Origin of the sequence: Paracandidimonas soli (assembly GCF_004342005.1) — a bacterium.
In the GTDB taxonomy this organism is placed as follows: Bacteria; Pseudomonadota; Gammaproteobacteria; order Burkholderiales; family Burkholderiaceae_B; genus Paracandidimonas; species Paracandidimonas soli.
Genome location: NZ_SMBX01000001.1, coordinates 250,575 through 270,661 on the forward strand (window position 1 = coordinate 250,575; position 20,087 = coordinate 270,661).

23 protein-coding genes are annotated in these 20,087 nt (G+C 62.6%); 5 read left to right on the top strand and 18 right to left on the bottom strand.

Annotated elements, in window-relative coordinates; translation table 11 throughout:
- Nucleotides 1-11 precede the first annotated feature (11 nt).
- On the top strand, nucleotides 12-698 hold the full coding sequence (locus EV686_RS01120) for a response regulator (RefSeq protein ID WP_132472613.1): 687 nt from the start codon (nucleotides 12-14) through the stop codon (nucleotides 696-698).
- A gap of 9 nt (nucleotides 699-707) precedes the next feature.
- On the opposite strand, the gene EV686_RS01125 is transcribed toward EV686_RS01120, so the two are convergent.
- The 6 genes from EV686_RS01125 to EV686_RS01150 all read right to left on the bottom strand — a co-directional run bounded on the left by EV686_RS01125 (nucleotide 708) and on the right by EV686_RS01150 (nucleotide 5,927).
- Nucleotides 708-1,676, bottom strand: a complete 969-nt coding sequence (locus EV686_RS01125; protein WP_165972456.1) for a LysR substrate-binding domain-containing protein — start codon at nucleotides 1,674-1,676, stop codon at nucleotides 708-710.
- Nucleotides 1,677-1,689: 13 nt separating this feature from the next.
- Nucleotides 1,690-2,922 (bottom strand): amidohydrolase family protein, encoded by a 1,233-nt coding sequence (locus tag EV686_RS01130; RefSeq protein WP_132472617.1) that lies wholly within the window; start codon nucleotides 2,920-2,922, stop codon nucleotides 1,690-1,692.
- 12 nt (nucleotides 2,923-2,934) lie between these two features.
- Nucleotides 2,935-3,285 (bottom strand): hypothetical protein, encoded by a 351-nt coding sequence (locus EV686_RS01135; RefSeq protein WP_132472619.1) that lies wholly within the window; start codon nucleotides 3,283-3,285, stop codon nucleotides 2,935-2,937.
- Nucleotides 3,269-3,637 (bottom strand): Rieske (2Fe-2S) protein, encoded by a 369-nt coding sequence (locus EV686_RS01140; protein ID WP_132472621.1) that lies wholly within the window; start codon nucleotides 3,635-3,637, stop codon nucleotides 3,269-3,271. The genes EV686_RS01135 and EV686_RS01140 overlap by 17 nt, the downstream gene beginning before the upstream one ends.
- Before the next feature lie 210 nt (nucleotides 3,638-3,847).
- Nucleotides 3,848-4,831 (bottom strand): tripartite tricarboxylate transporter substrate binding protein, encoded by a 984-nt coding sequence (locus EV686_RS01145; RefSeq protein WP_132472623.1) that lies wholly within the window; start codon nucleotides 4,829-4,831, stop codon nucleotides 3,848-3,850.
- Nucleotides 4,832-5,006: 175 nt separating this feature from the next.
- Nucleotides 5,007-5,927, bottom strand: a complete 921-nt coding sequence (locus EV686_RS01150) for a methyltransferase domain-containing protein (protein ID WP_132472625.1) — start codon at nucleotides 5,925-5,927, stop codon at nucleotides 5,007-5,009.
- Nucleotides 5,928-6,013: 86 nt separating this feature from the next.
- Between EV686_RS01150 and EV686_RS01155 the strand changes: the two genes are divergently transcribed.
- A complete protein-coding gene (locus EV686_RS01155) occupies nucleotides 6,014-6,856 on the top strand; it encodes a ComF family protein (protein WP_132472627.1) in 843 nt (280 codons plus the stop codon).
- A gap of 200 nt (nucleotides 6,857-7,056) precedes the next feature.
- Complete coding sequence (rpoH, locus tag EV686_RS01160; RefSeq protein WP_132472629.1) at nucleotides 7,057-7,941, top strand: RNA polymerase sigma factor RpoH; 885 nt, start codon at nucleotides 7,057-7,059, stop codon at nucleotides 7,939-7,941.
- A 206-nt stretch (nucleotides 7,942-8,147) separates the two neighbouring features.
- Here the strand turns inward: rpoH and EV686_RS01165 are convergent, their stop codons facing one another.
- Together EV686_RS01165 and EV686_RS01170 are read right to left on the bottom strand one after the other, a co-directional pair.
- Entirely contained in the window at nucleotides 8,148-9,533 is a 1,386-nt protein-coding gene (locus EV686_RS01165) for a CoA transferase (RefSeq protein WP_132473604.1), read from the bottom strand.
- A gap of 133 nt (nucleotides 9,534-9,666) precedes the next feature.
- Complete coding sequence (locus EV686_RS01170; RefSeq protein WP_132472631.1) at nucleotides 9,667-10,110, bottom strand: DUF488 domain-containing protein; 444 nt, start codon at nucleotides 10,108-10,110, stop codon at nucleotides 9,667-9,669.
- A 198-nt stretch (nucleotides 10,111-10,308) separates the two neighbouring features.
- On the opposite strand from EV686_RS01170, the gene EV686_RS01175 reads away from it, so the two are divergent.
- Nucleotides 10,309-10,545, top strand: a complete 237-nt coding sequence (locus EV686_RS01175) for a hypothetical protein (protein ID WP_132472633.1) — start codon at nucleotides 10,309-10,311, stop codon at nucleotides 10,543-10,545.
- Nucleotides 10,546-10,578: 33 nt separating this feature from the next.
- On the opposite strand, the gene EV686_RS01180 is transcribed toward EV686_RS01175, so the two are convergent.
- The 5 genes from EV686_RS01180 to EV686_RS01200 form a co-directional block, all read right to left on the bottom strand.
- Nucleotides 10,579-11,352 carry a TorF family putative porin gene (locus tag EV686_RS01180; protein WP_132472635.1) on the bottom strand — a complete coding sequence of 258 codons (774 nt, stop codon included), beginning with the start codon at nucleotides 11,350-11,352 and terminating at the stop codon, nucleotides 10,579-10,581.
- 472 nt (nucleotides 11,353-11,824) lie between these two features.
- The gene (gene cyoE / locus EV686_RS01185; protein WP_132472637.1) at nucleotides 11,825-12,715 is read right to left on the bottom strand and encodes a heme o synthase; all 891 of its coding nucleotides are present in this window, start codon (nucleotides 12,713-12,715) and stop codon (nucleotides 11,825-11,827) included.
- Nucleotides 12,712-13,806 (bottom strand): COX15/CtaA family protein, encoded by a 1,095-nt coding sequence (locus tag EV686_RS01190; protein ID WP_132472639.1) that lies wholly within the window; start codon nucleotides 13,804-13,806, stop codon nucleotides 12,712-12,714. The genes cyoE and EV686_RS01190 overlap by 4 nt, the downstream gene beginning before the upstream one ends.
- Nucleotides 13,807-13,893: 87 nt before the next feature.
- Nucleotides 13,894-14,529, bottom strand: coding sequence for an SCO family protein (locus EV686_RS01195; protein WP_132472641.1), 636 nt, complete (start codon nucleotides 14,527-14,529; stop codon nucleotides 13,894-13,896).
- Between the two features lie 52 nt (nucleotides 14,530-14,581).
- Nucleotides 14,582-15,388, bottom strand: coding sequence for an SURF1 family protein (locus tag EV686_RS01200; RefSeq protein WP_132472643.1), 807 nt, complete (start codon nucleotides 15,386-15,388; stop codon nucleotides 14,582-14,584).
- A 45-nt stretch (nucleotides 15,389-15,433) separates the two neighbouring features.
- Between EV686_RS01200 and EV686_RS01205 the strand changes: the two genes are divergently transcribed.
- Nucleotides 15,434-15,640, top strand: coding sequence for a twin transmembrane helix small protein (locus EV686_RS01205; protein ID WP_132472645.1), 207 nt, complete (start codon nucleotides 15,434-15,436; stop codon nucleotides 15,638-15,640).
- 84 nt (nucleotides 15,641-15,724) lie between these two features.
- On the opposite strand, the gene EV686_RS01210 is transcribed toward EV686_RS01205, so the two are convergent.
- The 5 genes from EV686_RS01210 to coxB form a co-directional block, all read right to left on the bottom strand.
- Nucleotides 15,725-16,600, bottom strand: a complete 876-nt coding sequence (locus EV686_RS01210) for a cytochrome c oxidase subunit 3 (RefSeq protein WP_132472647.1) — start codon at nucleotides 16,598-16,600, stop codon at nucleotides 15,725-15,727.
- 34 nt (nucleotides 16,601-16,634) lie between these two features.
- Entirely contained in the window at nucleotides 16,635-16,859 is a 225-nt protein-coding gene (locus EV686_RS01215) for a DUF2970 domain-containing protein (protein ID WP_132472649.1), read from the bottom strand.
- Nucleotides 16,860-16,862: 3 nt separating this feature from the next.
- Complete coding sequence (locus EV686_RS18770; protein WP_243650692.1) at nucleotides 16,863-16,982, bottom strand: cytochrome oxidase small assembly protein; 120 nt, start codon at nucleotides 16,980-16,982, stop codon at nucleotides 16,863-16,865.
- Nucleotides 16,983-17,028: 46 nt separating this feature from the next.
- Entirely contained in the window at nucleotides 17,029-18,636 is a 1,608-nt protein-coding gene (gene ctaD / locus EV686_RS01220; protein WP_132472651.1) for a cytochrome c oxidase subunit I, read from the bottom strand.
- Between the two features lie 88 nt (nucleotides 18,637-18,724).
- Nucleotides 18,725-19,885 carry a cytochrome c oxidase subunit II gene (coxB, locus tag EV686_RS01225; RefSeq protein ID WP_132472653.1) on the bottom strand — a complete coding sequence of 387 codons (1,161 nt, stop codon included), beginning with the start codon at nucleotides 19,883-19,885 and terminating at the stop codon, nucleotides 18,725-18,727.
- Between the last annotated feature and the right edge of the window lie 202 nt (nucleotides 19,886-20,087).

The following is a 20,087-nucleotide window of genomic DNA, read 5'->3' on the forward strand; positions in this document are numbered from 1 at the left end:
AGGGACGGACTATGGCCAGAATTCTGGTTGTTGATGATGAAATCGGTATTCGTGAACTTTTGTCGGAGATTCTCTACGACGAAGGCCACACGGTAGAGCTGGCGGAAAATGCGGCGCAGGCTCGCGCCGCACGCCTGCGCGCGCGTCCGGATCTGGTGTTGCTGGATATCTGGATGCCCGACACCGATGGCGTCAGTCTGCTCAAGGAGTGGGCCTCGCAAGGTTTGCTGGACATGCCGGTGCTGATGATGAGCGGCCACGCCACCATCGACACGGCGGTCGAGGCGACGCGCATCGGCGCGATCGATTTCCTGGAAAAGCCCATCACGCTGCAGAAGCTGCTGAAGGCGGTTGCCGCGGGCCTGGCGCGTCCAGTCGTCCCCGGGATCCAGCAGGCTGCGGCGCGTCCGGCGGCCGAGCGCAGGCCCGATTCGCCGGGCATGCCGCCGGTCGCGGCCGAGCCCGTCTCCACCGTCGCGCAGCAGGATCCGTCGCACCTGGGCAGTATTGCGCTCGACCAGCCCTTGCGCGATGCGCGCGATGCGTTCGAGCGCATTTATTTCGAATATCACCTGGTACGCGAAAATCACAGCATGACGCGGGTGTCCGAAAAGACGGGCCTGGAGCGCACGCACCTGTACCGCAAGCTCAAGCAGCTGGGCATAGACGCGTCTCGGCGCAAGAACAACAATAACTGATCTCGATTCCTACCTGTCGCCGAACTGCGCCAGCAGCCAGTCGGTGAACAGGCGCACGGCCTTGCGCTCGCCACGGTCGGGCGAATAGGTGAGATAGTAGGCCAGATCGGACTGGATGCGTTCGGAGAACGGCTCTACCAGCCTGCCGGCCTTCAGGTCTTTGTCGACCAGGGGTGTGCGGCTCATGGCTATGCCCACGCCATCGATGGCGGCCTGCAATGCAGACGACATGGTGTCGCAGACGATGACCTCCCTGAAATCGTCCGGCGTATGGCCGAAACGCGCCAGCCACTCGGGCCAATTGTCCCGGAACGACAGCGAGCTGGTGATGATGATGGCGTGATCGAAGAGATCTTCGGGCGTGCGCAGCACCTTGTCCGCCAGGTAGTCCGGGCTGCAGACGGGGAAGCCTTCTTCCGGGCAGATGCGGTGCGCCACCACGCCCTGCCAGCGACCCGAGCCGTAGCGGATGGATATGTCGTGGCCGTACCCGGCGGCCCCCGCATAGGAGACGATAGTCTCGAATCGCACAGATATGTCGGGGTATGCGCTGCGGAATGCCGGCAGTATCGGCATCAGGCATTTCAGGCCGAAGGCTGCGACCGCCACGATGGACAGCGATTCCTCGTTGCCGTAGTCGCGGGCCTGCTGGGTGGCGAAGGACAGAATGTTGAGAGCGTCGGTGACGGCGTTCACGTACTCCCGGCCGGGCTCGGACAAACGCACGCCGTCGCGGTCGCGCACGAACAGTTGCACGCCCAGGAACGCTTCGAGCTTGCGGATCTGGTGGCTGACCGCCGTCTGGGTGATGTTGAGCTCGCAGGCGGCCTTGGTGAAGCTTCGCAGCCGCGCAACCGCTTCGAAGCTGCGCATGCTGCTCAGCGAACTGGGCAGCATGCGTTGCATGCCGTAGCGCGCGCGGCCGTCGAGTTGAATGCCGGAGGACGTTTCGCGCGTTGTCTCGGGCGTTCGGCTCATGGGCGGATCCTTGTCAGGCGGTCTTGGCCTGAAGGCCGGGGAAACGGCTGCTGATATCGATATTGAACAGCTTCTGCGCATTCAGGCCGAGGATCTGCCGTTTCTCCTGCTCAGAAAGGAAAGGCAGATCCCAGATGACCGATGGCAGATCCATGTCCCAGTGCGGATAATCGGATGAATAGAGCAACTGGGTAGGTGCGTTGATCATCTTGAACGTCAGCTCAAGCGCTTCCCGGTTGTTGACCATTTCCATGGGTTGACTCGTATAGTACATCTCCCGCATATAGTCGCTGGGCAGGCGCTTGAGGGACGGGCACTCGGAGGTGCGCATCTGGAAATCGTTGTCCAGCCGCTGCATCAGCCAGGGGACCCACGCGAGACCCGACTCGATCCATATGACCTTCAGCCTGGGGAAGCGTTCCGGCAAGCCGTTGGTGATCCAGTTCGCACAGTGGATGGCATTGAAGAAGGTAAAGCCCACGGCATGGGCCGTAATGAACCGGTTGGCCGTGGAGGCCATCGGGTCGTTCCAGTGGTAGGACGCGTGAAACGACAGGGGCAGGCCAGCCTCTTCCAGCAGCGCATAGGAAGGCATGTAGTCGTTGTGGTAGACGGGCCGATAGCGCGTGGATACCACCATGAATCCCATGACGCCCTTGCGTCCGGCATACCTCTTGATCATGTCGTAGGTCGCCTTGGGGTCGTTGAACGGCAGGTACAGCATGGAGCGCAGCCGGTCGTTTTTCGGCAGGACGTCCTCCACCATCCAGCGGTTGTAGGCACGGGCCATCTGCACCTCGATTTCGACTTGCGGGTGCATGCCCAGCAGCAGCATCGGAGTGGGGAACAGGCACGCGTAGTCCACGCTCAGCGCGTCCATCCAGCGCATGGCCTGGCCGATGTCGCGTTCCGTGCCGGTCTTGCCCTCGATCTGTTCGGTGCGGCGCGCCATGTAGCGCGGCACGCGACCGCCGATGTCCTGGTAGCCGGGCTGGTCCATCAATACCGCCGTGGGGCCTTTGTACTGGTAGGTATTGCGGATCAGTTGCCGCAGCGCGGGATCTTCGATGTACTCGATGATGGGCAGCAGGTTGTCGGTTTCGTAATGGTGGGCGTCCACGTCCACGATCAGCACGTCGTCCAGCCCGCGTTCATCCGCCTGCCGGCGGGCGTTGCGCAGGTGATCGCTGGTGCGATAGTTCTGAATTTCCTGATGATAGGTGGCTTCGCTCGAATGAATCAACATGAGGTTCTCCGCTTATTTCATGCCCGACCAGGATTGCCACATTCCCAGTTCGAATAATTCCAGATTGGCGCTTTTCAGCAAGGCTGTGACCGTGACTAGCACCGCCGTGGCTTCGACTTGGCGTCCGAGCGTCAGCGGAGGCACGGCTCCCCGCTCGTGAGCATCGGCGCCGATCAGCTTGCAGAGTGCCGCGCAAAGCTCGCTGATGGCTTCGGACGATACGACGGACTGAGAGCCGTTCGTCGCCACGGCTTCCCGCAGGGCTGCCGCGCACGCGCGTACCTGATCGTCAAGTTCCAGGGGCCCTTGTGGCGGCAGATTGGCGGCGCGGCTCGGCGCGGCAGGTTCAGAGGATGCGTACATAGATCTTCCCCTCGCGTTCCTGCACAGGAAACGAGCGCAGCTTCCAGTTGCCCGCGCCGGCGCTGACTCCCGTTCTGGCATTGAATTCCCAGCCATGCCACGGACAGACGATGTGCAGCGTGTTCTCATCGAAGCGCATCCCCTGATGGCACCGGTCGGCGTCCAGCACATCGACGACCTTGTGGATCAGCATCCCTTCGCAGACAGGTCCGCCTTGATGGGGGCAGATGTTCAAATAGGCCACCAGCTCACCCTGCACGCGCAACACAGCGATCTGCTGGCCTTCGTGTTCGATGAATTGCCGCTGACCTTCCGCTATCTGGTCCGATTCGGCAACGAACAGTTCGTTCATGAAATGGCTCCTTGTTTAAAAATTGGAACAGTCATCATTCAATCAGACGGTCCAAGGGGCATCAAATGATTTCGTCCCGTAGCGCATGAATGAATTTCATGGACGAGATGACGGAAAAAAAGAAAAGGCGGGACGACGGCGATAGCCACCATCCCGCCGTAGCGTTTGCGCGGATCGCCCCGGCCGCAGGCCGAAGCGCGGACGCCTGGATCAGGGAGCGGGACGTTCGTCCTTGAGCACCTTGGACCAGAGGGCGAAGTCCTGCGCCACGATCTTGTCCATCTGCTCGGGCGGTTCGATGTCGAAGGTTTCCATGCCCATGCCGGCCAGCTTTTCCTTGAGTTCCGGATCCCGCATGACGGCTGCGATCTCCGTGTTCAGGCGCTTGAGGATTTCGGGCGGCGTGCCTGCCGGAGCCGTGATACCGTACCAGACGTCCACGTCGTAGCCCTCGACGCCGGATTCGCTCATGGTGGGCACTTCGGGCAGCTGCGCGGAGCGTTCCTTGCTGCCGATCGCGAGTAACCGGAGTTGGCCCGCCTTCATGGCCGGCAGCATGGAGTTGACAGCGCCGAACGTGGCCTCAAGCCGCCCGGCGATGATCTCGGTCACGATGGGCGCCGCGCCCTTGAACGGGATGTGTTCCATATTCGTGCCGGTCGTGCCCAGGAACAGCAGCGCGGAGGCATGCAGTACCGTGCCTTGACCAGGCGAGCCGTAGTTGTACTTGTCCGGGGCTTCCTTCAGCAACTTGATGAATTCAGGTACCGTCTTGGCGGGGACTTCGTTGGATATCGCCAGCGCCAGGGGGATCCTGGCCACCAGGGCGACGCTGGCGAAGTCCTTCACTACGTCATAGGGCGTGTTGGGATTGAACGCGGCGCCGCTGACGGCGGAGTTGGACATCATCAGCAGGGTGTAGCCATCGGGCTTGGCCCGGGCAACCGAGCGGGCGCCGAGTTCGCCACCCGCGCCCGGCTGATTCTCGACCACCACGGTCTGGCCCATCGTTTTGGTCAGGCGCATGCCGATTTCACGCGCAAGCAGGTCGTTGCCGCCTCCGGGAGCGAACGGCACGACGATGTTGATGGGCTGTGAAGGATATTTGTCGTCCTTCGCCTGCGCCGTGCCGGCAAGCCCCATGCCGATCAGCATACAGGCGCCAGCTGCTTTGATGATTTTGCCTGTCTCCATTGCATCCTCCTTATTTTGGTTTAAATCTCAAATTAGTATGTTTTTTGGTATTTGTTATATTTTTGGGACATTTTAGGTAGACCTGACCGATTAAGTCAATTTGAGATGCAATATATTTGGTAAGGACTTGGTTCCAGCCGGGGCGGCACGCCCGATGAGCAGGGCATGCGTCGTTTTACTCTCCGCCGGTCTTGCGCCTTCCACCGATGGAAGAGATCGAAATCCGTGTTTCGCCGGATGCCGTGTTGCGGTGCGCCGCGGTGCGCCATGCATGGCCGTAGGCCAGTTCCAGCGTCAGGTGAATAGTGCCGTCCATGTGGCGTTGCGATTCCAGCGCCGCCAGCAGCCGCTCGCGCCAGCGGCGCCCCGGCAGGGAGGCGCGCCGGTCGGTGCTGGGGTTGCCGCCCATGATCCGCAGGTCGTCGAGCAGCTTTTCAGCGGTGCGGTAGGTCAGTGTCAGCAGTTCCTGGTCCATGACCGGGTCGGAGAACCCGTTCTGCAGCAGCAGGTCGCCAAGATCGTGCATGTCGACGAATTCGGGGGCGGCGGTTTGCAGGTCGGCCTGCGCGATGGCCTGGCGTATTTCGGGCAGGGATCCCGGACCCAGGCAGGAAAACATGACCAGCGCGCCGGGCCTCAGCGTACGCCGCCACTCGGCCAGCACGTTGTGGGGCTCGGGATGCCAGTGCAGCGCCATGTTGGACCAGACCAGGTCCAGGCTTTCCGGCAGCAGGCCCGAGGCAGCCATGTCCGCCTGCAGGAATTGCAGCTCCGGAGTCGGCTTGTTGCGCAGCTTCTGCCAGAAGCCGGGGCGGGCGGCATAGCGCTGCCTGGCGGTCTCCAGCAGCGAGGCGTTCGCGTCCAGGCCGATGTAGCGCAGTTGCGGAAACCGGAAACGCAGCGGTTCCAGCGCATGCGCGGCGCCGCAGCCGGCATCCAGGATGTCCGTGGGCGCAATGCGGATATAGCTCAGGCGCTGCAGCATGCGCTGCGCCACTTCGCCATACAGGAACTGCGCGGAATCCAGCGGACTGCGCCGGGTGAATTGCTGGTTGACGTGGCGGGAGTCGAGGCGTAGCGAGGGAAGCTGTGACATGTTTGTCGTACGAGGGCTGGTACGGGAAAGAGGCGTATGGTCTGATTGCCGCATGAACGCACAGGCGCGCGGCAGCGGGGTCTATTATGACGCATGAACCGGAAGCGGGCGGATTCCCCGGGCGGGCGCCAGGGTTGCATGTGCTCGGGCGCGGCCTGCAGGGCTTGCTGCGGATCGTGCCAGGCAATTGTCCGGTATGCGGCGTACGCGAGATGGGCGGCATGCTGTGCGGCGTGTGCGAAGGGGCGGCAGTGCGCAGCATGCGCGGCAGTGTGTCGATGGCTGTCGGGGCGCGTCATGACGGCGGGAGCGAGCCGGATCTGGTCTATCGCTGTGCGCGCTGCGCCTTGCGTCTGCGGGCGCAGCAGCTGTGCCCGGACTGCACATTGCTGCCGCTGGCGGTGTCGCGCGTGCTTGCCGCATTCGATTACGACGCCACGGGGAAAGCCCTGGTCAGCCGTTTCAAGCAGGGAAGGCAGTTCCTCTTGTCGAGGGCCTTGGCGCGGTTGATGACTGCGGAGGTGCGCCGGCACGATGACCGGCTGGAGTCCGTCGCGGGGCATGTGCTGGTCCCGGTCCCCTCGCGCAGGATCTCCGTGCGCGAGCGCGGATTCAGCCCTGCGGCGGAGCTGGCGCGGTATCTGGCCAGGGACCTGGGCCTGCCGTGCCGGCTGGGCTGGCTGGCGCGTCGCAATGACGGTCCGCGGCAGACCGGGCTGACGCGGCGCGGGCGTCTTGCGCTGGCGGATATCGATGCCTACGATTGCAAGGCGCTTCCGGGTGGGGCCAGGATCATCCTGGTCGACGACGTCATGACGACTGGCAGTACGCTGCATCAGGCTGCGACCGCCTTGCGCCAGGCTGGCGCGGTGGATGTGATGGCTGTCGTGCTGGCTCGCACGCCTTTGGGCGGTTTTCCGCCGATATGAGGGATTTTTGCTGCCGTGCGGTGGAGCGCAAGTCGAAGGTGTAGCGTGGGGGCCTTTTTCCTCTCCGAAACAGAACTTTTCTCCGATTTTCCGCTCTTACTGTCAGTGGTTAGCACTCTGGTTTGTAGAGTGCTAATATAAGTGGATCAAGATGAGGCAAAGTCTCTCTTGTGTGCAGGAATTTGAAAGGAACACTATCGATGAATGATGCTCGCTCGCATGCCGTGGCTCTCAGCAACCAGCAGATGGCCATGGCCATCTCGAATCCTGGTGCGCTGGGAACCATCGAGGCATACATCAGCGCCGTCAATCGTCTGCCCATACTGACGCAGGAGCAGGAAACCGAACTGGCCTGCCGCCTGCGGGATCACGACGATCTCGACGCAGCTCGGCAACTGGTGCTGTCGCACCTGCGGCTGGTGGTGTCCGTGGCCCGCCAGTACCTGGGCTATGGCCTGCCGCACGCCGACCTGATCCAGGAAGGCAATGTAGGCTTGATGAAGGCCGTCAAGCGTTTCGATCCCGACCGTGGTGTGCGCCTGGTGTCGTTCGCCGTGCACTGGATCAAGGCCGAGATCCATGAGTTCATCGTGCGCAACTGGCGCCTGGTCAAGGTGGCCACGACCAAGGCGCAGCGCAAGCTGTTCTTCAACCTGCGGCGCATGCGCCCGGACGGGCAGACGCTCGATACCGCGCAGGTCGATGAGATCGCCCGCGAGCTGAACGTGCGCCGCGAAGACGTCAGCGAAATGGAAGTGCGCATGTCCGGCCGCGAAATGGCGCTGGAAGCGCAGGACGACGACGAAGATTCGTTCGCGCCCATTTCCTACCTGTCCGACGAGGCCAGCGAGCCCTCGCGCGTGCTCGAGCGCCGGGCGCAGGACGCCATGCAGGGCGAAGGGCTGGTGGCTGCGCTGGATGTGCTGGATGACCGCTCCCGCCGCATTGTCGAGGCCCGCTGGCTGCAGGACGATGGTGGGTCCACGCTGCACGAACTGGCTGCGGAATTCGGCGTTTCGGCCGAACGCATCCGCCAGATTGAAGCCGCCGCGCTGAAGAAAATGCGCACGGCGCTGGCCGCCTGAAGCAGGAAACACAAAGATACACTTCCTTGTATCGAAATGATTGAACTTCTGGCTTCAGGGTTCGTCGAACGTAGTGCAGGCAGCAGACGCAACGTCGCGCTTCCTGCCCGTCCGCTTCGGCTTCTCCTCTTCCCCCTCCCTATTGAAGCGGACGTTTACAGGCACCCGGCAAGGGTGCCATTTTTTTTTAGGGAAGGATAAAGCTATTATTCCCGATCACTTAGCCAGACAGGATCGCCATCCCCCAGATTACCCGCGGCAAGCGTCCAGCAGGCGGGCGCTCCTTCGATGTCGTAAGGCGGCCGCAGGCGGCGTGCCGGCCCCCAGACGGTTTGCTCGATGCTGGCAAGGAAATCGCCCTCATGCGCTTGGCGGACCAGAGCAGCCTCCCGCAGTCTGGAGGGGCCCAGAGTTGTAAGCATCGCTGCCGTCCGGGCCAGCGACGCCCTTGTCGAGCTGCCCCTGCCTTCGTCGAGCCGGCGTACGAGGCCGCGAACGACGGCGGCCGCCAGCATATAGCCGGTGGCGTGGTCCAGCGCCTGTACCGGCAATGGAGTCGGAATGGGCTTGCCCAGTATCTCCATGCCCGCGTGCGCTATTCCCGAGCTCATTTGCACCAGGCTGTCGAAGCCGCGGCGCGTACGCCACTCGCCGGTCCAGCCGTAGGCGTCCAGGCATGCGTCGACAAGCCCGGGGTTGAGTTCGCGCCGCCGCGCCTCGCCCAGGCCCAGCCTTTCCAGGGCGTCGGATCGATAGCCGTGGACCAGCACGTCGGCCTGTCGCAGCAGGCTTTCAAATGCGCATCGACCGTCGGGCGAGCGCAGATCCAGCCGCGCCCGCCGTTTGCCTGGGGTCACTTCAGGGGCCGCGGCGGGCTCGTCCCAGTCGATGGGATCGATGCGCAGTACCTCGGCGCCGAAGCTGGCCAGGAAGCGGGTTGCGATCGGTCCTGCAAGAATGCGCGTCAGGTCCAGTACGCGCACGCCTGCCAATGGGCGATCCGCCTGCGGCACCCATGGAACTGGCTTTGACGTCTTTTCGAACGAGTGGATGGCAAGCAGCGGTTCGGCCTGGACCGCCTGGCCCTGCGGATGATTTGCCCAGGCCTCCTGGCTGCGCATTTCCGCGGCACATCCGCCTTCGGCGATGACGCGCGCCTCAAGTTCACGGGCGCGGGTTTCCCGCACCCGGGCAGCGACCATTTCCCTGGTCACGGCCTCCGGCTGGGCGAATCCCAGCGCCCTGAGGGCGGCCTGCCTGTGCAGGGGAGCGTTGGTATGCAGCCTGATCCAGCCATCGCTGGTTGCGTAGTCGCCGGCGATCGGGTCCCTGACCGGGGGCAGGTTCCAGCCTACCGGATAGATCGACCGGTCGAACCACAGGGAAGCCAGCTCCCGATCGATCCGTATGCGGGATGGGGCGCCGGTGCGCCTGGACCGCAATGTGCCGACGGCCAATGATGCGGCGCCGATACTGGCGGTCGCGAGGTCCGTCACGGCGAAAACGGAAGGCAGTTCGCCTGCGCCGGTCACCTGGATATCGGCCGATGCATCGACCGGCAGATCCAGGGAGGACAGGATTTCGCGCAGCATGGCGGCGCCTTCCTCCTTGAATCCGGCGTGTTCGAGATCCAGCTTGTCTGTTGCGGCGTCTGTTGTCATCGTTGTTTCTGAACGGCGTGTGGGAGGAAGGGTATGTGCTGTACGCCGGCTAAGGCTTCGAAGGCTAGCGCAAATGCTTGTGGTCCAGATGGGCATGGCAGGCCGGCGAGCTGGGTTCGCGGTCCGCGCATGCCTCGTCTTCGGCCTGCAGCGCGTTCTGTATGGCCTGTACCAGCACATTCAGATATGAGCTTTGTGGATCGTGCGTGGCTGTCAGCAGCTGCAGCGGGCCGGATCTGGCGTATTTCATCAAAGGTATCAGGCAGTCCGGGTCGGCCTGCAGCTGCTTCAGGTATTTCTTGAAGAAGGGGTCGCGCTTCAGCGTGCCATCGTGGAAAGCCTTGCGCAGCGCCGGCTCCGGACTGGCATCGCGGTACCAGACGATGTCGCCCAGGTCTGTCTTGCGCAGCCCGCGTGGCCACAGGCGATCTGCCAGCACGCGGGTTCCGCGCGAAGACGGTTCGTCGACGGCTTCGCGGATGCCGCCGATTGAAACGGAATAAGGCATGGCTGTACTCCCTTGCAATGATGACGCGCCAGGGAACGGAAGCGCCGATGCACCGGCGTTTTGCGTCTACGGATAAGTCGAGTTTAGTCCCGAATACCGTTGTCCGGAAGCACAGGGCATTTGTATGGCAGGCGCTTTGGGGTACGATGTAGCAGCCGTGAAGATGGAAAGCAAAAACAGCACATAAGGAGAAGAGGCATGTTCTATATCTACCAGGTCCTGGCGGTGATCCTGATTGCCGTTTCGGTTGCCGCCTATGCCGGCGATCGGCGTACAGGCATCTTGATCGCTTCGCTGATATCCGTTGTATGCGCGGCGATCACGATCGCTACGCATGCATGGTGGCCCCTGGTCGTGGGCGCCGCGGTGTATTTTGCGACGCAAGCCGTGCAGCGGGACGACTACGCGGCCACGGCGTCTTCCCATTCGCACTGAAGCATGGCAGGGCATCCCGCCCTGCGCCCTCTGCTAGAAACTCTTGCTCAGCGATAGCAAGACGGTGGATCGTCCTGTGTATTTCCCTTTCGTATTGCTGTAGACGTCGCGATCGGCATTGGTATCGATGTAGGCCAGGGTTGTGCTGAATCCGTGACCCCAGTCCTTGCTGATGCCCAGCGACCAGTCGGTGTACGAGCCGTCGTCCAGATTCCTGACTTTCTGGTAGCCCACATGCGCGTCGAGCGTGGTGCCCCAGACGCCGGTTTCAAAACTAGCTGACAAGTCATAGTATTGACTGTTCTTGCTGTCGGGAACGCCGAACAGATTGGTGAACGCATGGGAGTATTTGAAGCTGAAGGGGCCGTATCCCAGGCCCAGATAGGCTTCGGTCGTATATGGGCGTGTGTACCCGCCCGGATAGCTGCCTGGATAGTAGTATTCCAGCACGCCGATGTCATAGGTCAGGTCTCGCCAAAGCGTGCCGGCATACCCCGCATAAAAATCCATTTCGACCGCCGCCGATACATCGGGGTCGGAATCATCCAGCCAACTGATGCTTGAATTCCAGTTGCCGATATAAAAGCCGCTTGAATGCACGAGATCGAAGCCGCCTTGCACGGCCGGCTTATTATTGGTTTGCATGATGCCGCGATAACGATACTGGCTGACCAGGGACAGATTCGCGCTGGCCGTGAAGTCGGAGGCCTGGGCCTCATCGGTGCTTTGCGCGACGGCGGGCGCTGGAATCGATGCACTCATCATCAAGGCGAACACGCCGGCCGCGGCATGGCGCTTGTTCATCATGCCTCCCGCACGCTTTGCTATGTGGGAGGTGGTCGTGAAAGGTATAGAACCGGCGAAATGCGTACACATGGATCAGGCTCCTGAACGAAGTATTGGGTGTCGCCCCGGCCTGTAACTACCAGCGATGAGTTGCGGCAGGGGCGCCGCAATGGGCTGCCATCAACGCATTGCGACTCATCATTCGGTGTTAGGCAAAATGCGGGCCAGCTTTTTCCGGCCGAGTCGAAGGCCGGTCCGGCGCTGCCGCCCGGGAATGTTGCCGTTCCGGAGCGCAGACATGGTCTATGGTGGTGCGGGCCGCACAGCTGCGGGGCGGAATGTGTCGCCATACCGTGGCGCGATCAGGGCCAGTCTCGCCCGGCCCGCATGGGCATATCGACGGGCGGTCGGAACAAAAAGGCCCTTGCTGTGCAAGGGCCTTGATGCATCCGTTTGGGAGCTGGGCGATCGTCTGAACCAGCCTGAATCTATCTCAGATCAGCTGCGTCCAGTGATCCACCAGCAGGGCCAGGAACAGCAGCGCCAGATAGATGATGGAGAACCGGAACAGCCTGCGCGACTGCTCGTCGGAATAGGCGCGGTAGAGCAGCCACGAATGCCAGATGAAGCGCCCGTTGAGCGCCAGGGCGGCCGCAAGGTACAGCGGCCCGCTCATGCGTATGACGAACGGCAGCAGGGATGCCGCCAGCAGGGCGAATGAATACAGCAGGATATGCAGGCGGGTAAACTGCTTGCCGTGCGTGACCGGCAGCATGGGCAGGCCGGATTTGACGTAGTCGTGGCTGCGGTACAGGGCAAGCGCCCAGAAGTGAGGCGGCGTCCAGATGAAGATGATCAGCACCAGGATCCAGGCCTCCGCCGTGACCGCGTTGGCGATGGCAGCCCAGCCCAGGGCGGGCGGCATGGCGCCCGACAGGCCGCCGATGACGATGTTCTGCGGCGTCAGCGGCTTCAGGATCATCGTATAGATGATGGCATAGCCGATGAAGGTGGCGAAGGTCAGCCACATGGTCAGCGGATTGACCCAGTAGTACAGCACCAGCATGCCCAGGCCGCCCAGCAGGCCCGACATCAGGATGACCTGTGTATTGGTAATGGTGCCTCGCGCCGTGGCGCGGCGCGCCGTGCGCAGCATGCGGGCGTCGATTTCCTGCTCGATCAGGCAGTTCACCGCGAAAGCGGCGGCGGCCAGCAGCCAGATGCCGAGCGTCGCGGCGGCGACGATGCGCAGGTCGGGCAGGCCGGGACTGGCAAGAAACATGCCGATGACGGCGCAGAAGACGGCAAGCTGCGTGACGCGCGGCTTGGTCAGGACCAGATACTGGCGCAGCAGGGGCGCCTGGCTTGCGTGTGCGGTGGTCATGATGGCTTCCTGGATGTATCGTCGATGCGGGCAAGGCGCACCAGCAATGTCGTGCAGGCCAGCACCAGGCCGGCCGCGCCTCCATTATGCAGCACTGCGATCAATAGAGGCCACTGGAAGAAAATGGTCGTCAGGCCTGTGAACAGTTGCGCCAGCAGCAGCGCCAGCAGCAGGTTGGCCGGGCCGCGCAGGCCTTCGTGCCGGCGCAGCCTCCAGGCCAGCAGGCCGAGCCAGGCGAAGACGAAAAAGGCGAAGTTGCGATGCACCCAGTGGATAGCGGTCAGGGCCTGCTGGGAAATCATCTCGCCCGTGGGCAGTTCTCCGAGCGCGCGGATCAGCGAGAAGCCGCCGTGAAAATCCATCTGGGGCACCCACTGGCCGTGGCAGGTGGGGAAATCCATGCAGGCCAGCGCTGCGTAATTGGTGCTGACCCAGCCGCCCAGCGCAATCTGCGTGAACAGCAGCAGCAGGCCGATGGCGGTCCATGGCTTCAGGCTTGCCGCGCTTTTGTCCAGCGGCGCGTGCTGTTTTCCACCGCCGGGCCGCCCCAAGGTGGAAAGCGCCTCCTCGGGAGGCAGCAAGCCGGAGGCGCAGCGTGGAGGTATTTGCTCGCGCGCCGCCAGCCAGGTCATCAGCGCCAGCAGCAGCATGCCGCCCAGCAGGTGCGTCGTCACGATGATGGGCATGAGCTTGTGTGTGACGGTCCACGCGCCGAACGCTCCCTGGATGCAGACGGCGATCAGGGTGACGGTTGCGAGCCGCGGCGTGTTGCCCAGGACACCCCGGTATCGCCAGGCCATGTAGGTGATGCCGATGATCATCATGCCCAGCAGCGACCCCGCATAGCGGTGGATCATCTCGATCCAGGCCTTGGAGAAGCTGACGGGCCCATAGGGCATCTCGGCCAGGGCCTGGGAAATGTGGGAGCTGGCGCCGAAAGGAGAGAGCTTGCCGTAGCAGCCGGGCCAGTCCGGGCAGCCCAGGCCCGAATCGGTCAGGCGTACGAATGCGCCGAACATGATCAGGTCCAGCGTCAGGAACCACGTCAGGAAAACCAGGCGGCGGTAGCGGGAAATGGTACGGGCACTCATGCTGCTTCAGTGATGGTTTGGCCGGCCTTGCCGAGACGGCGTAATGGCACAGTGTAAGTCAGGAAACGGGGTTGGATGCGCAAGGACTCAACCGATACGGGAACTGAACAGCAGCTTGGAGAGATCCTTGCGCACTTTGATCGGGTCGGCGTCGGGAGGGAATTCCAGCATCAGATTGCCCAGGGGGTCGATGATCCACATGGGGGCTTGCAGCGCGGCGTCCTGCTTGTCGGCTGGCGTTCCCGGCGCGAGGAATTCGGCGAGCTGGGCGGGATCCGCGCGCAGGAAGAGATTGCCCCGGTAGGCTTCGAGTACGTTCTCCGGGACGACCGCATCGTCGGTGATGAACCAGACGCGCTTGATCCTTTCGACGTTCTTGCCCTGGCTGGCGTGCGAATTGCGCAGGATGAACAGCTTGCGGGCGCAGGCTTCCGGGCAGGCGGCCTGGTCGGCGCTGACCAGCAGCCATTGTCCGCGCAAGGATTGCAGGTCGAACGGCTCGCCGTCCAGCGTGGTCAGCTTCAGCTGGCTGGCGGCGGGAACGGGGCGCTGCGGCTGCAGGATCGCGCCGTAGTTGGTGTTTTCCGTGGGGCGCAAGCCCAGCGCGGGCACGTAATAGGCCAGCAAGGCAAAGATCAGGGGCGCCAGGCAGGCAAGCGCCAGCACTATCAGCGGGCGTATCGAACGAGGCTTGCCTGAAGGGTTGGGGCGGCTTGATGGCACGATGGATATCCTATGAGTCTCGATGTGTATATTCGTCTGGCGGGTCTGTGTTTCATGGGCGGCGCCGGCGCAGCGCGCGCCAGGCGATCACCAGGAAGGCACCGGCGGCAATGGCTGCGAAACCGAACCACTGTAAGGCATAGCCGGTATTCTTGTCCGCGTCCAGCGTCGGTTCGGCCCATTCCCGTACCAGCTTGTCGTCCGGCAGAGAGGCCTCCTGCGCCTGTTGCACGATGGCGGGCAGCAGTGCAAGTCCTGTCGCCGCGGCATAGTCGTCCAGCGCCAGATTGGTCACGACCGGCAGGGGTGATGCCGGATCGGGCAGGGTGGAGGGCAGCGGGTTGGTGCTTCTCCTGTCGGAAACGGACCAGAGTTCGTACATGCGGGGAATGCGCGACAGTAGTTGTCCCTGGATGCGCTGGAGGCCTTGAGGCGCTAGCAGATCGTCCGCGGGTGGATGTCCGGCGCCGGGCTGCCCCTGGTCGGAAAAGACACGTGGGAGCCAGCCGCGCAGGACCAGAACGGCGCGCTCGGGTTGCGACGACAGCACCAGCGGCGTGGCGACCCAATAGCCGGGCCGGCCTGCGTGATTGCGGTTGTCGAGCAGCACGGTCAGGTCGTTGCGCCAATGGCCTTGCAGGCTGGCGGGGCGCCAGTCGCGCAGCTCGCGCGCGGAGGTGCTGGCGGTCAGCTCCAGCGGCGGGCTGGCGCGGCCCTGCTCCATGACGCGCTGCGTTTCGCGGCGCTGTTCGGCGCGCTCCAACTGCCAGTTCCCCAGCGATACGCAGACTGTGGCAACCAGGCCCAGGAGAACCAGGGCTGCGATCGTGCTGCGTGTGCGTGGTTTAGAGGAGTTCATCTAAGTGCGATAATGCCTGAATAACGACAACGGAGGATTTAAAGCATGCGGATCATCGTCATCCTGGCGTTCCTGGGGATTTTCGCCAGCCTGGGTTCGGCCTGGTTCTACCTGATGCGCGACAAGGGCCGCACCAATCGCACAGTGAATGCGCTGACGGTACGCATCGGCCTCTCGATCGCACTGTTCCTGTTCGTCCTGTTCGCACATTCGATGGGCTGGATCGAAAGCACCGGCCTGGTATTCCGCTGAATGCCGAATCCATCGTACTCATAGTAAAAAAGGCTGGCACGGCCAGCCTTTTTTCTGCGTGCGGGGTAAGGGCGCTTGCCTGCGTCAGAACCAGTATACGAAGAAATACAGGCCCAGCCACACTACGTCCACGAAGTGCCAGTACCAGGCGGCGCCTTCGAAGCCGAAGTGGTTATCGGCGGTGAAGTGGCCTCGTATCATGCGGAACAGGATTACCGTCAGGATCGAGGCGCCCAGGATCACGTGGAAGCCGTGGAAGCCTGTCAGCATATAGAACAGCGCGCCGTAGATGCCCGAATCGAAGCGCAGGTTCAGGTCGGCGTAGGCGTGGAAGTATTCATAGGCCTGGCAGGCCACGAAGGTGAAGCCCAGGATGACGGTGACTGCCAGCCAGAAGATGGCCTTGCCGCGCTGCGCCGCGCGCACGGCGTGGTGGGACAGCGTCAGGGTCAGGCCGGAGGTCAGCAGCAGGGCGGTGTTGATCGTGGGCAGCCACAGCGGACCCATGGTCTCGAAGGGCGCTATGGCGCCGCCGGGGCCGAAGTTGGGCCAGGTGCCGGTGAAGCCGGGCCACAGCAGCCGCTGATGATCGAAGTCTCCCAGCCAGGGCGTGGTGACGGAGCGGGCGTACCACAGGGCGCCGAAGAACGCGGCGAAGAACATCACTTCCGAGAAGATGAACCAGCCCATGGCCCAGCGGTAGGAGTGGTCGACGCGGCGGCTGTTCAGGCCCTGTTCGGATTCGCGGATGGCGTCGCTGAACCAGCGGTAGATGACGAACAGGAAACAGAAGATGCCGACGAGGAACATCCAGTGTCCGGTCTGGGAGCCGTTCAGCCACAGCGCGGCGCCGAGCAGCGTCAGAAGCGCGGATGCGCTGGCGCGTACCGGATGTGCAGAGTCGGCAGGGACATAATAATAGGGAGCTTCCTTGCCCTGATCTGAGCGGCTTGCACTCATGGTGTTCTCCTGTGAATCATGGAATAGTTCTTTCTTATACGATGCTGGCCGTCAGCCACTTGGCCGCCAGCACCAGAACGACGACGAATAGAATAGCGGCCAGGACACCCGCGATGATCAGGTGCACCGGGTTGAGCTGGGCGATATCCTCGTTATACCCCTTGTTCTTGCGCACCCCGAAGAAACCCCAGGCGACGGCTTTCATCGTCTGCAGGAAGTTCAGGTTGCGCTTGGACAGGTTGCGGATATCGTCCGTCATGCATTACCTCGTGCCGGGCGGAGTCAGGCCCATGCGGAAGAACGCCCAGGCCATGATGGCAACGACTATCACGGCCAGTACCAGGCCCAGATTGCGGTTGCGGCGGCGTTGTTCCGGCGTCATGGCTGTCTCTCTTCCGTATCGGGTGTGATCTGGACCAGGCCTACGGTCATTTGACCGTGGGCGGGGTTTCGAATGTATGGAAGGGGGCGGGCGACGGCACAGTCCATTCCAGCCCTTCGGCGCCTTCCCAGGGATTGGCGGGCGCCGGCTCGCCCTTGCCGCGCCATGCATTGATGGCCACGTACAGGAAGATCAGCTGCGAGAAGCCGAACCAGATGGCGCCGATGGTCGCTACCTGGTGGAAGTCGGTGAACTGGGCGGCATAGTCCGCGTAGCGGCGTGGCATGCCGGCCAGGCCCAGCCAGTGCATGGGGAAGAACGTGAGGTTGAACGAAAGCATCGTGCTCCAGAAGTGCAGCTTGCCGAGTTTTTCGTTGTACATGCGGCCCGTCCATTTCGGCAGCCAGTAGTAGGCTCCGGCGAACAGGGCGAACAGCGAGCCGGCGACCAGCACGTAATGGAAGTGCGCGATCACGTAGTAAGTGTCATGCAACTGGATGTCGACGGGAGCGACTGCGACGATCAGGCCAGTGAAGCCGCCGATCGTGAACACGAAGATGAACCCGATGGCGAACAGCATGGGGGTTTCGAAGGTCATGGACCCGCGCCACATCGTGGCGACCCAGTTGAAGACCTTCACGCCGGTCGGGATCGAGATCAGCATGGTGGCGTACATGAAGTACAGCTGTCCGGTCGTGGGCATGCCGGTGGTGAACATGTGGTGAGCCCACACCAGGAACGACAGGATGGCGATGGCGGCGGTGGCGTAGACCATCGAGGCATAGCCGAACAGTTTCTTGCGGGCGAAGGCCGGCACGATCTGCGAGACGATGCCGAACGCCGGCAGGATCATGATGTAGACCTCGGGGTGGCCGAAGAACCAGAACACGTGCTGGTACAGCACCGGGTCGCCGCCGCCGGCGGCATTGAAGAAGTGCGTGCCGAAGTGGCGGTCGGTCAGCAGCATGGTGACCGCTGCGGCCAGAACAGGCATGACGGCGATCAGCAGGTAGGCGGTGATCAGCCAGGTCCAGCAGAACATCGGCATCTTCATCAGCGTCATGCCGGGGGCGCGCATGTTCAGGATGGTGACGACGATATTGATGGCGCCCATGATGGACGATGCGCCTAGGATGTGCACGGCGAAGATGGCGAAATCCATGCCGGGGCCCATCTGCAGCGACAGCGGAGCGTACATGGTCCAGCCCGCGGCATTGGCGCCGCCGGGCACGAAGAATGACGCGGTAAGCAGGATGCCGCCCACGGGCAGCAGCCAGAAGCTGAAGTTGTTCATGCGGGCGAACGCCATGTCGGACGCGCCGATCTGCAGCGGGATCATCCAGTTGGCGAAGCCTACGAATGCGGGCATGATCGCGCCGAAGATCATGATCAGGCCGTGCATGGTCGTGAACTGGTTGAACAGCTCGGGCTGGAAGAACTGCAGGCCGGGCGAGAACAGCTCCAGGCGCAGCAGCAATGCCAGCGCCCCGCCCTCCAGCAGCATCACAAAGGAAAAGATCAGGTACATCGTTCCGATGTCCTTGTGGTTGGTGGCGAAGAGCCACCGGCGCCATCCGGTTGGAACATGATGGTGGCCGTGGTCGGCGTGGCCTGTTCCGGCTGGTGCGATGTGATCGGCAGTAACGCTGCTCATATGGAACTCCTTCCTGCGGTACCGGCGCCGCCGCCAGGGGCGGCGCGGTTAAATTTGGATGACAGTCTTCGTGTTGCCGCGCAGTGTCTCAGCGCAAGGCCTGGACATCGGAGGGCTGGACAATGGGGTCCGCGCCCTTGCCCTGGTTGCTCCAGGCATGGCGTGTATAGGTAATGACGGCGCCGATTTCGACGTCGTTCAGGATGTCGCGCCATGCTGCCATTGCCGTGCCGGGGTGTCCGTTGAGCACGGTCAGGATCTGGTCCTTCATGGGCGCCAGCACGTATTTCTCGTCGCCATCCAGGGCGGGGAACGTGCCGGGCAGGCCCTTGCCGTTCGCCTGGTGACAGGCGACGCAGTAAGTCGCGTAGACCTTCTCGCCACGGGCGATCAGCTCGTCCTTGCTCCATTCCTTGCCGGGATCGTCGGCGGCTTCGGCGAGCAGGCGCTGCTGCTCCTTGGACCACTCAGCATAGTCTTCCTGGGACAGGACGTCGACAACGATGGGCATGAAGGCGTGGTCCTTGCCACAGAGCTCAGCGCACTGGCCGCGATAGGTGCCGACCTTCTCGGCGCGGAACCATGCGTCGCGCAGGAAGTGGGGAATGGCGTCCTGCTTGACGCCGAAGTCGGGCACCATCCAGGAGTGGATGACGTCGTTGGCCGTCAGCACGACGCGAACCTTGGTGTTCACGGGGACGACCAGCGGGTTGTCGACTTCCATCAGGTAAGTGGGGCTGCGCGGTTCGGTGCCGTCGATCTGGGCGCGCGGCGTGGAAAGGCTGGACATGAACTTCACGCCCTGGGCCGGACCGTCGACGTATTCGTAGCCCCAGCGCCATTGGTAGCCGGTGGCCTTAACGGTGAGGCCCGCGTTGGAGGTGTCCTTCATTTCGACGACCGTGCGCGTGGCCGGCAGAGCCATGGCGATCACGATGATGAAGGGAATGACGGTCCAGGCGACCTCGACGCCCACATGCTCATGGAACTTGGCCGGAACCGCGCCGCGCGATTTGCGGTGCATCAGGATCGAATAGAACATGACCCCGAACACGCCGACGAAGATGACCGCACAGACAATCATCACCATCCAGTGCAGCCAAGCGATGTCCTGGGCAATCTGCGTCACGCCCTCCGGCATGTTCAACTGCCTTACCCTGGGACCGCCGGGCATGTCCTGCACCTGCGCCCAGGCGGAACCGAGCGTGAAAAGCATGGTAAAGCCCAGCAAACCGCGAGATTTTTTCATACAGACCTCAAATCCGGTGTGCGCACACGCTATTGTTGATTTTTATCAAGCGTACGAAACTAAAGACCCGCGTGTGCGATCAATTCTAATGGGCGACAGGATTAAAATTCGGCGAGCCTCTTCCAACTTCCTGTTCTGGTTATATCTAATTCTCGGGGATTATAGCGAACTAAAGTTGAATCCGACATAGAACAAACTCGTA

Excerpts from the sequence above, each read along its gene's own strand:
- EV686_RS01190 (WP_132472639.1), bottom strand. The coding sequence starts at position 13,806 with ATGAGTGCCCGTACCATTTCCCGCTACCGCCGCCTGGTTTTCCTGACG.
- EV686_RS01155 (WP_132472627.1), top strand. The coding sequence starts at position 6,014 with ATGACGCATGAACCGGAAGCGGGCGGATTCCCCGGGCGGGCGCCAGGG.
- EV686_RS01125 (WP_165972456.1), bottom strand. The coding sequence starts at position 1,676 with ATGAGCCGAACGCCCGAGACAACGCGCGAAACGTCCTCCGGCATTCAA.
- EV686_RS01145 (WP_132472623.1), bottom strand. The coding sequence starts at position 4,831 with ATGGAGACAGGCAAAATCATCAAAGCAGCTGGCGCCTGTATGCTGATC.
- EV686_RS01170 (WP_132472631.1), bottom strand. The coding sequence starts at position 10,110 with ATGCCTTATTCCGTTTCAATCGGCGGCATCCGCGAAGCCGTCGACGAA.
- EV686_RS01150 (WP_132472625.1), bottom strand. The coding sequence starts at position 5,927 with ATGTCACAGCTTCCCTCGCTACGCCTCGACTCCCGCCACGTCAACCAG.
- cyoE (WP_132472637.1), bottom strand. The coding sequence starts at position 12,715 with ATGACCACCGCACACGCAAGCCAGGCGCCCCTGCTGCGCCAGTATCTG.
- EV686_RS01140 (WP_132472621.1), bottom strand. The coding sequence starts at position 3,637 with ATGAACGAACTGTTCGTTGCCGAATCGGACCAGATAGCGGAAGGTCAG.
- ctaD (WP_132472651.1), bottom strand. The coding sequence starts at position 18,636 with ATGAGCAGCGTTACTGCCGATCACATCGCACCAGCCGGAACAGGCCAC.
- EV686_RS01210 (WP_132472647.1), bottom strand. The coding sequence starts at position 16,600 with ATGAGTGCAAGCCGCTCAGATCAGGGCAAGGAAGCTCCCTATTATTAT.
- EV686_RS01215 (WP_132472649.1), bottom strand. The coding sequence starts at position 16,859 with ATGACGGACGATATCCGCAACCTGTCCAAGCGCAACCTGAACTTCCTG.
- coxB (WP_132472653.1), bottom strand. The coding sequence starts at position 19,885 with ATGAAAAAATCTCGCGGTTTGCTGGGCTTTACCATGCTTTTCACGCTC.
- EV686_RS01135 (WP_132472619.1), bottom strand. The coding sequence starts at position 3,285 with ATGTACGCATCCTCTGAACCTGCCGCGCCGAGCCGCGCCGCCAATCTG.
- rpoH (WP_132472629.1), top strand. The coding sequence starts at position 7,057 with ATGAATGATGCTCGCTCGCATGCCGTGGCTCTCAGCAACCAGCAGATG.
- EV686_RS01180 (WP_132472635.1), bottom strand. The coding sequence starts at position 11,352 with ATGATGAACAAGCGCCATGCCGCGGCCGGCGTGTTCGCCTTGATGATG.
- EV686_RS01200 (WP_132472643.1), bottom strand. The coding sequence starts at position 15,388 with ATGAACTCCTCTAAACCACGCACACGCAGCACGATCGCAGCCCTGGTT.
- EV686_RS01130 (WP_132472617.1), bottom strand. The coding sequence starts at position 2,922 with ATGTTGATTCATTCGAGCGAAGCCACCTATCATCAGGAAATTCAGAAC.
- EV686_RS18770 (WP_243650692.1), bottom strand. The coding sequence starts at position 16,982 with ATGACGCCGGAACAACGCCGCCGCAACCGCAATCTGGGCCTGGTACTG.
- EV686_RS01165 (WP_132473604.1), bottom strand. The coding sequence starts at position 9,533 with ATGCTGCGCGAAATCCTGTCCTCCCTGGATCTGCCGGTCGATGCATCG.
- EV686_RS01205 (WP_132472645.1), top strand. The coding sequence starts at position 15,434 with ATGCGGATCATCGTCATCCTGGCGTTCCTGGGGATTTTCGCCAGCCTG.
- EV686_RS01120 (WP_132472613.1), top strand. The coding sequence starts at position 12 with ATGGCCAGAATTCTGGTTGTTGATGATGAAATCGGTATTCGTGAACTT.
- EV686_RS01175 (WP_132472633.1), top strand. The coding sequence starts at position 10,309 with ATGTTCTATATCTACCAGGTCCTGGCGGTGATCCTGATTGCCGTTTCG.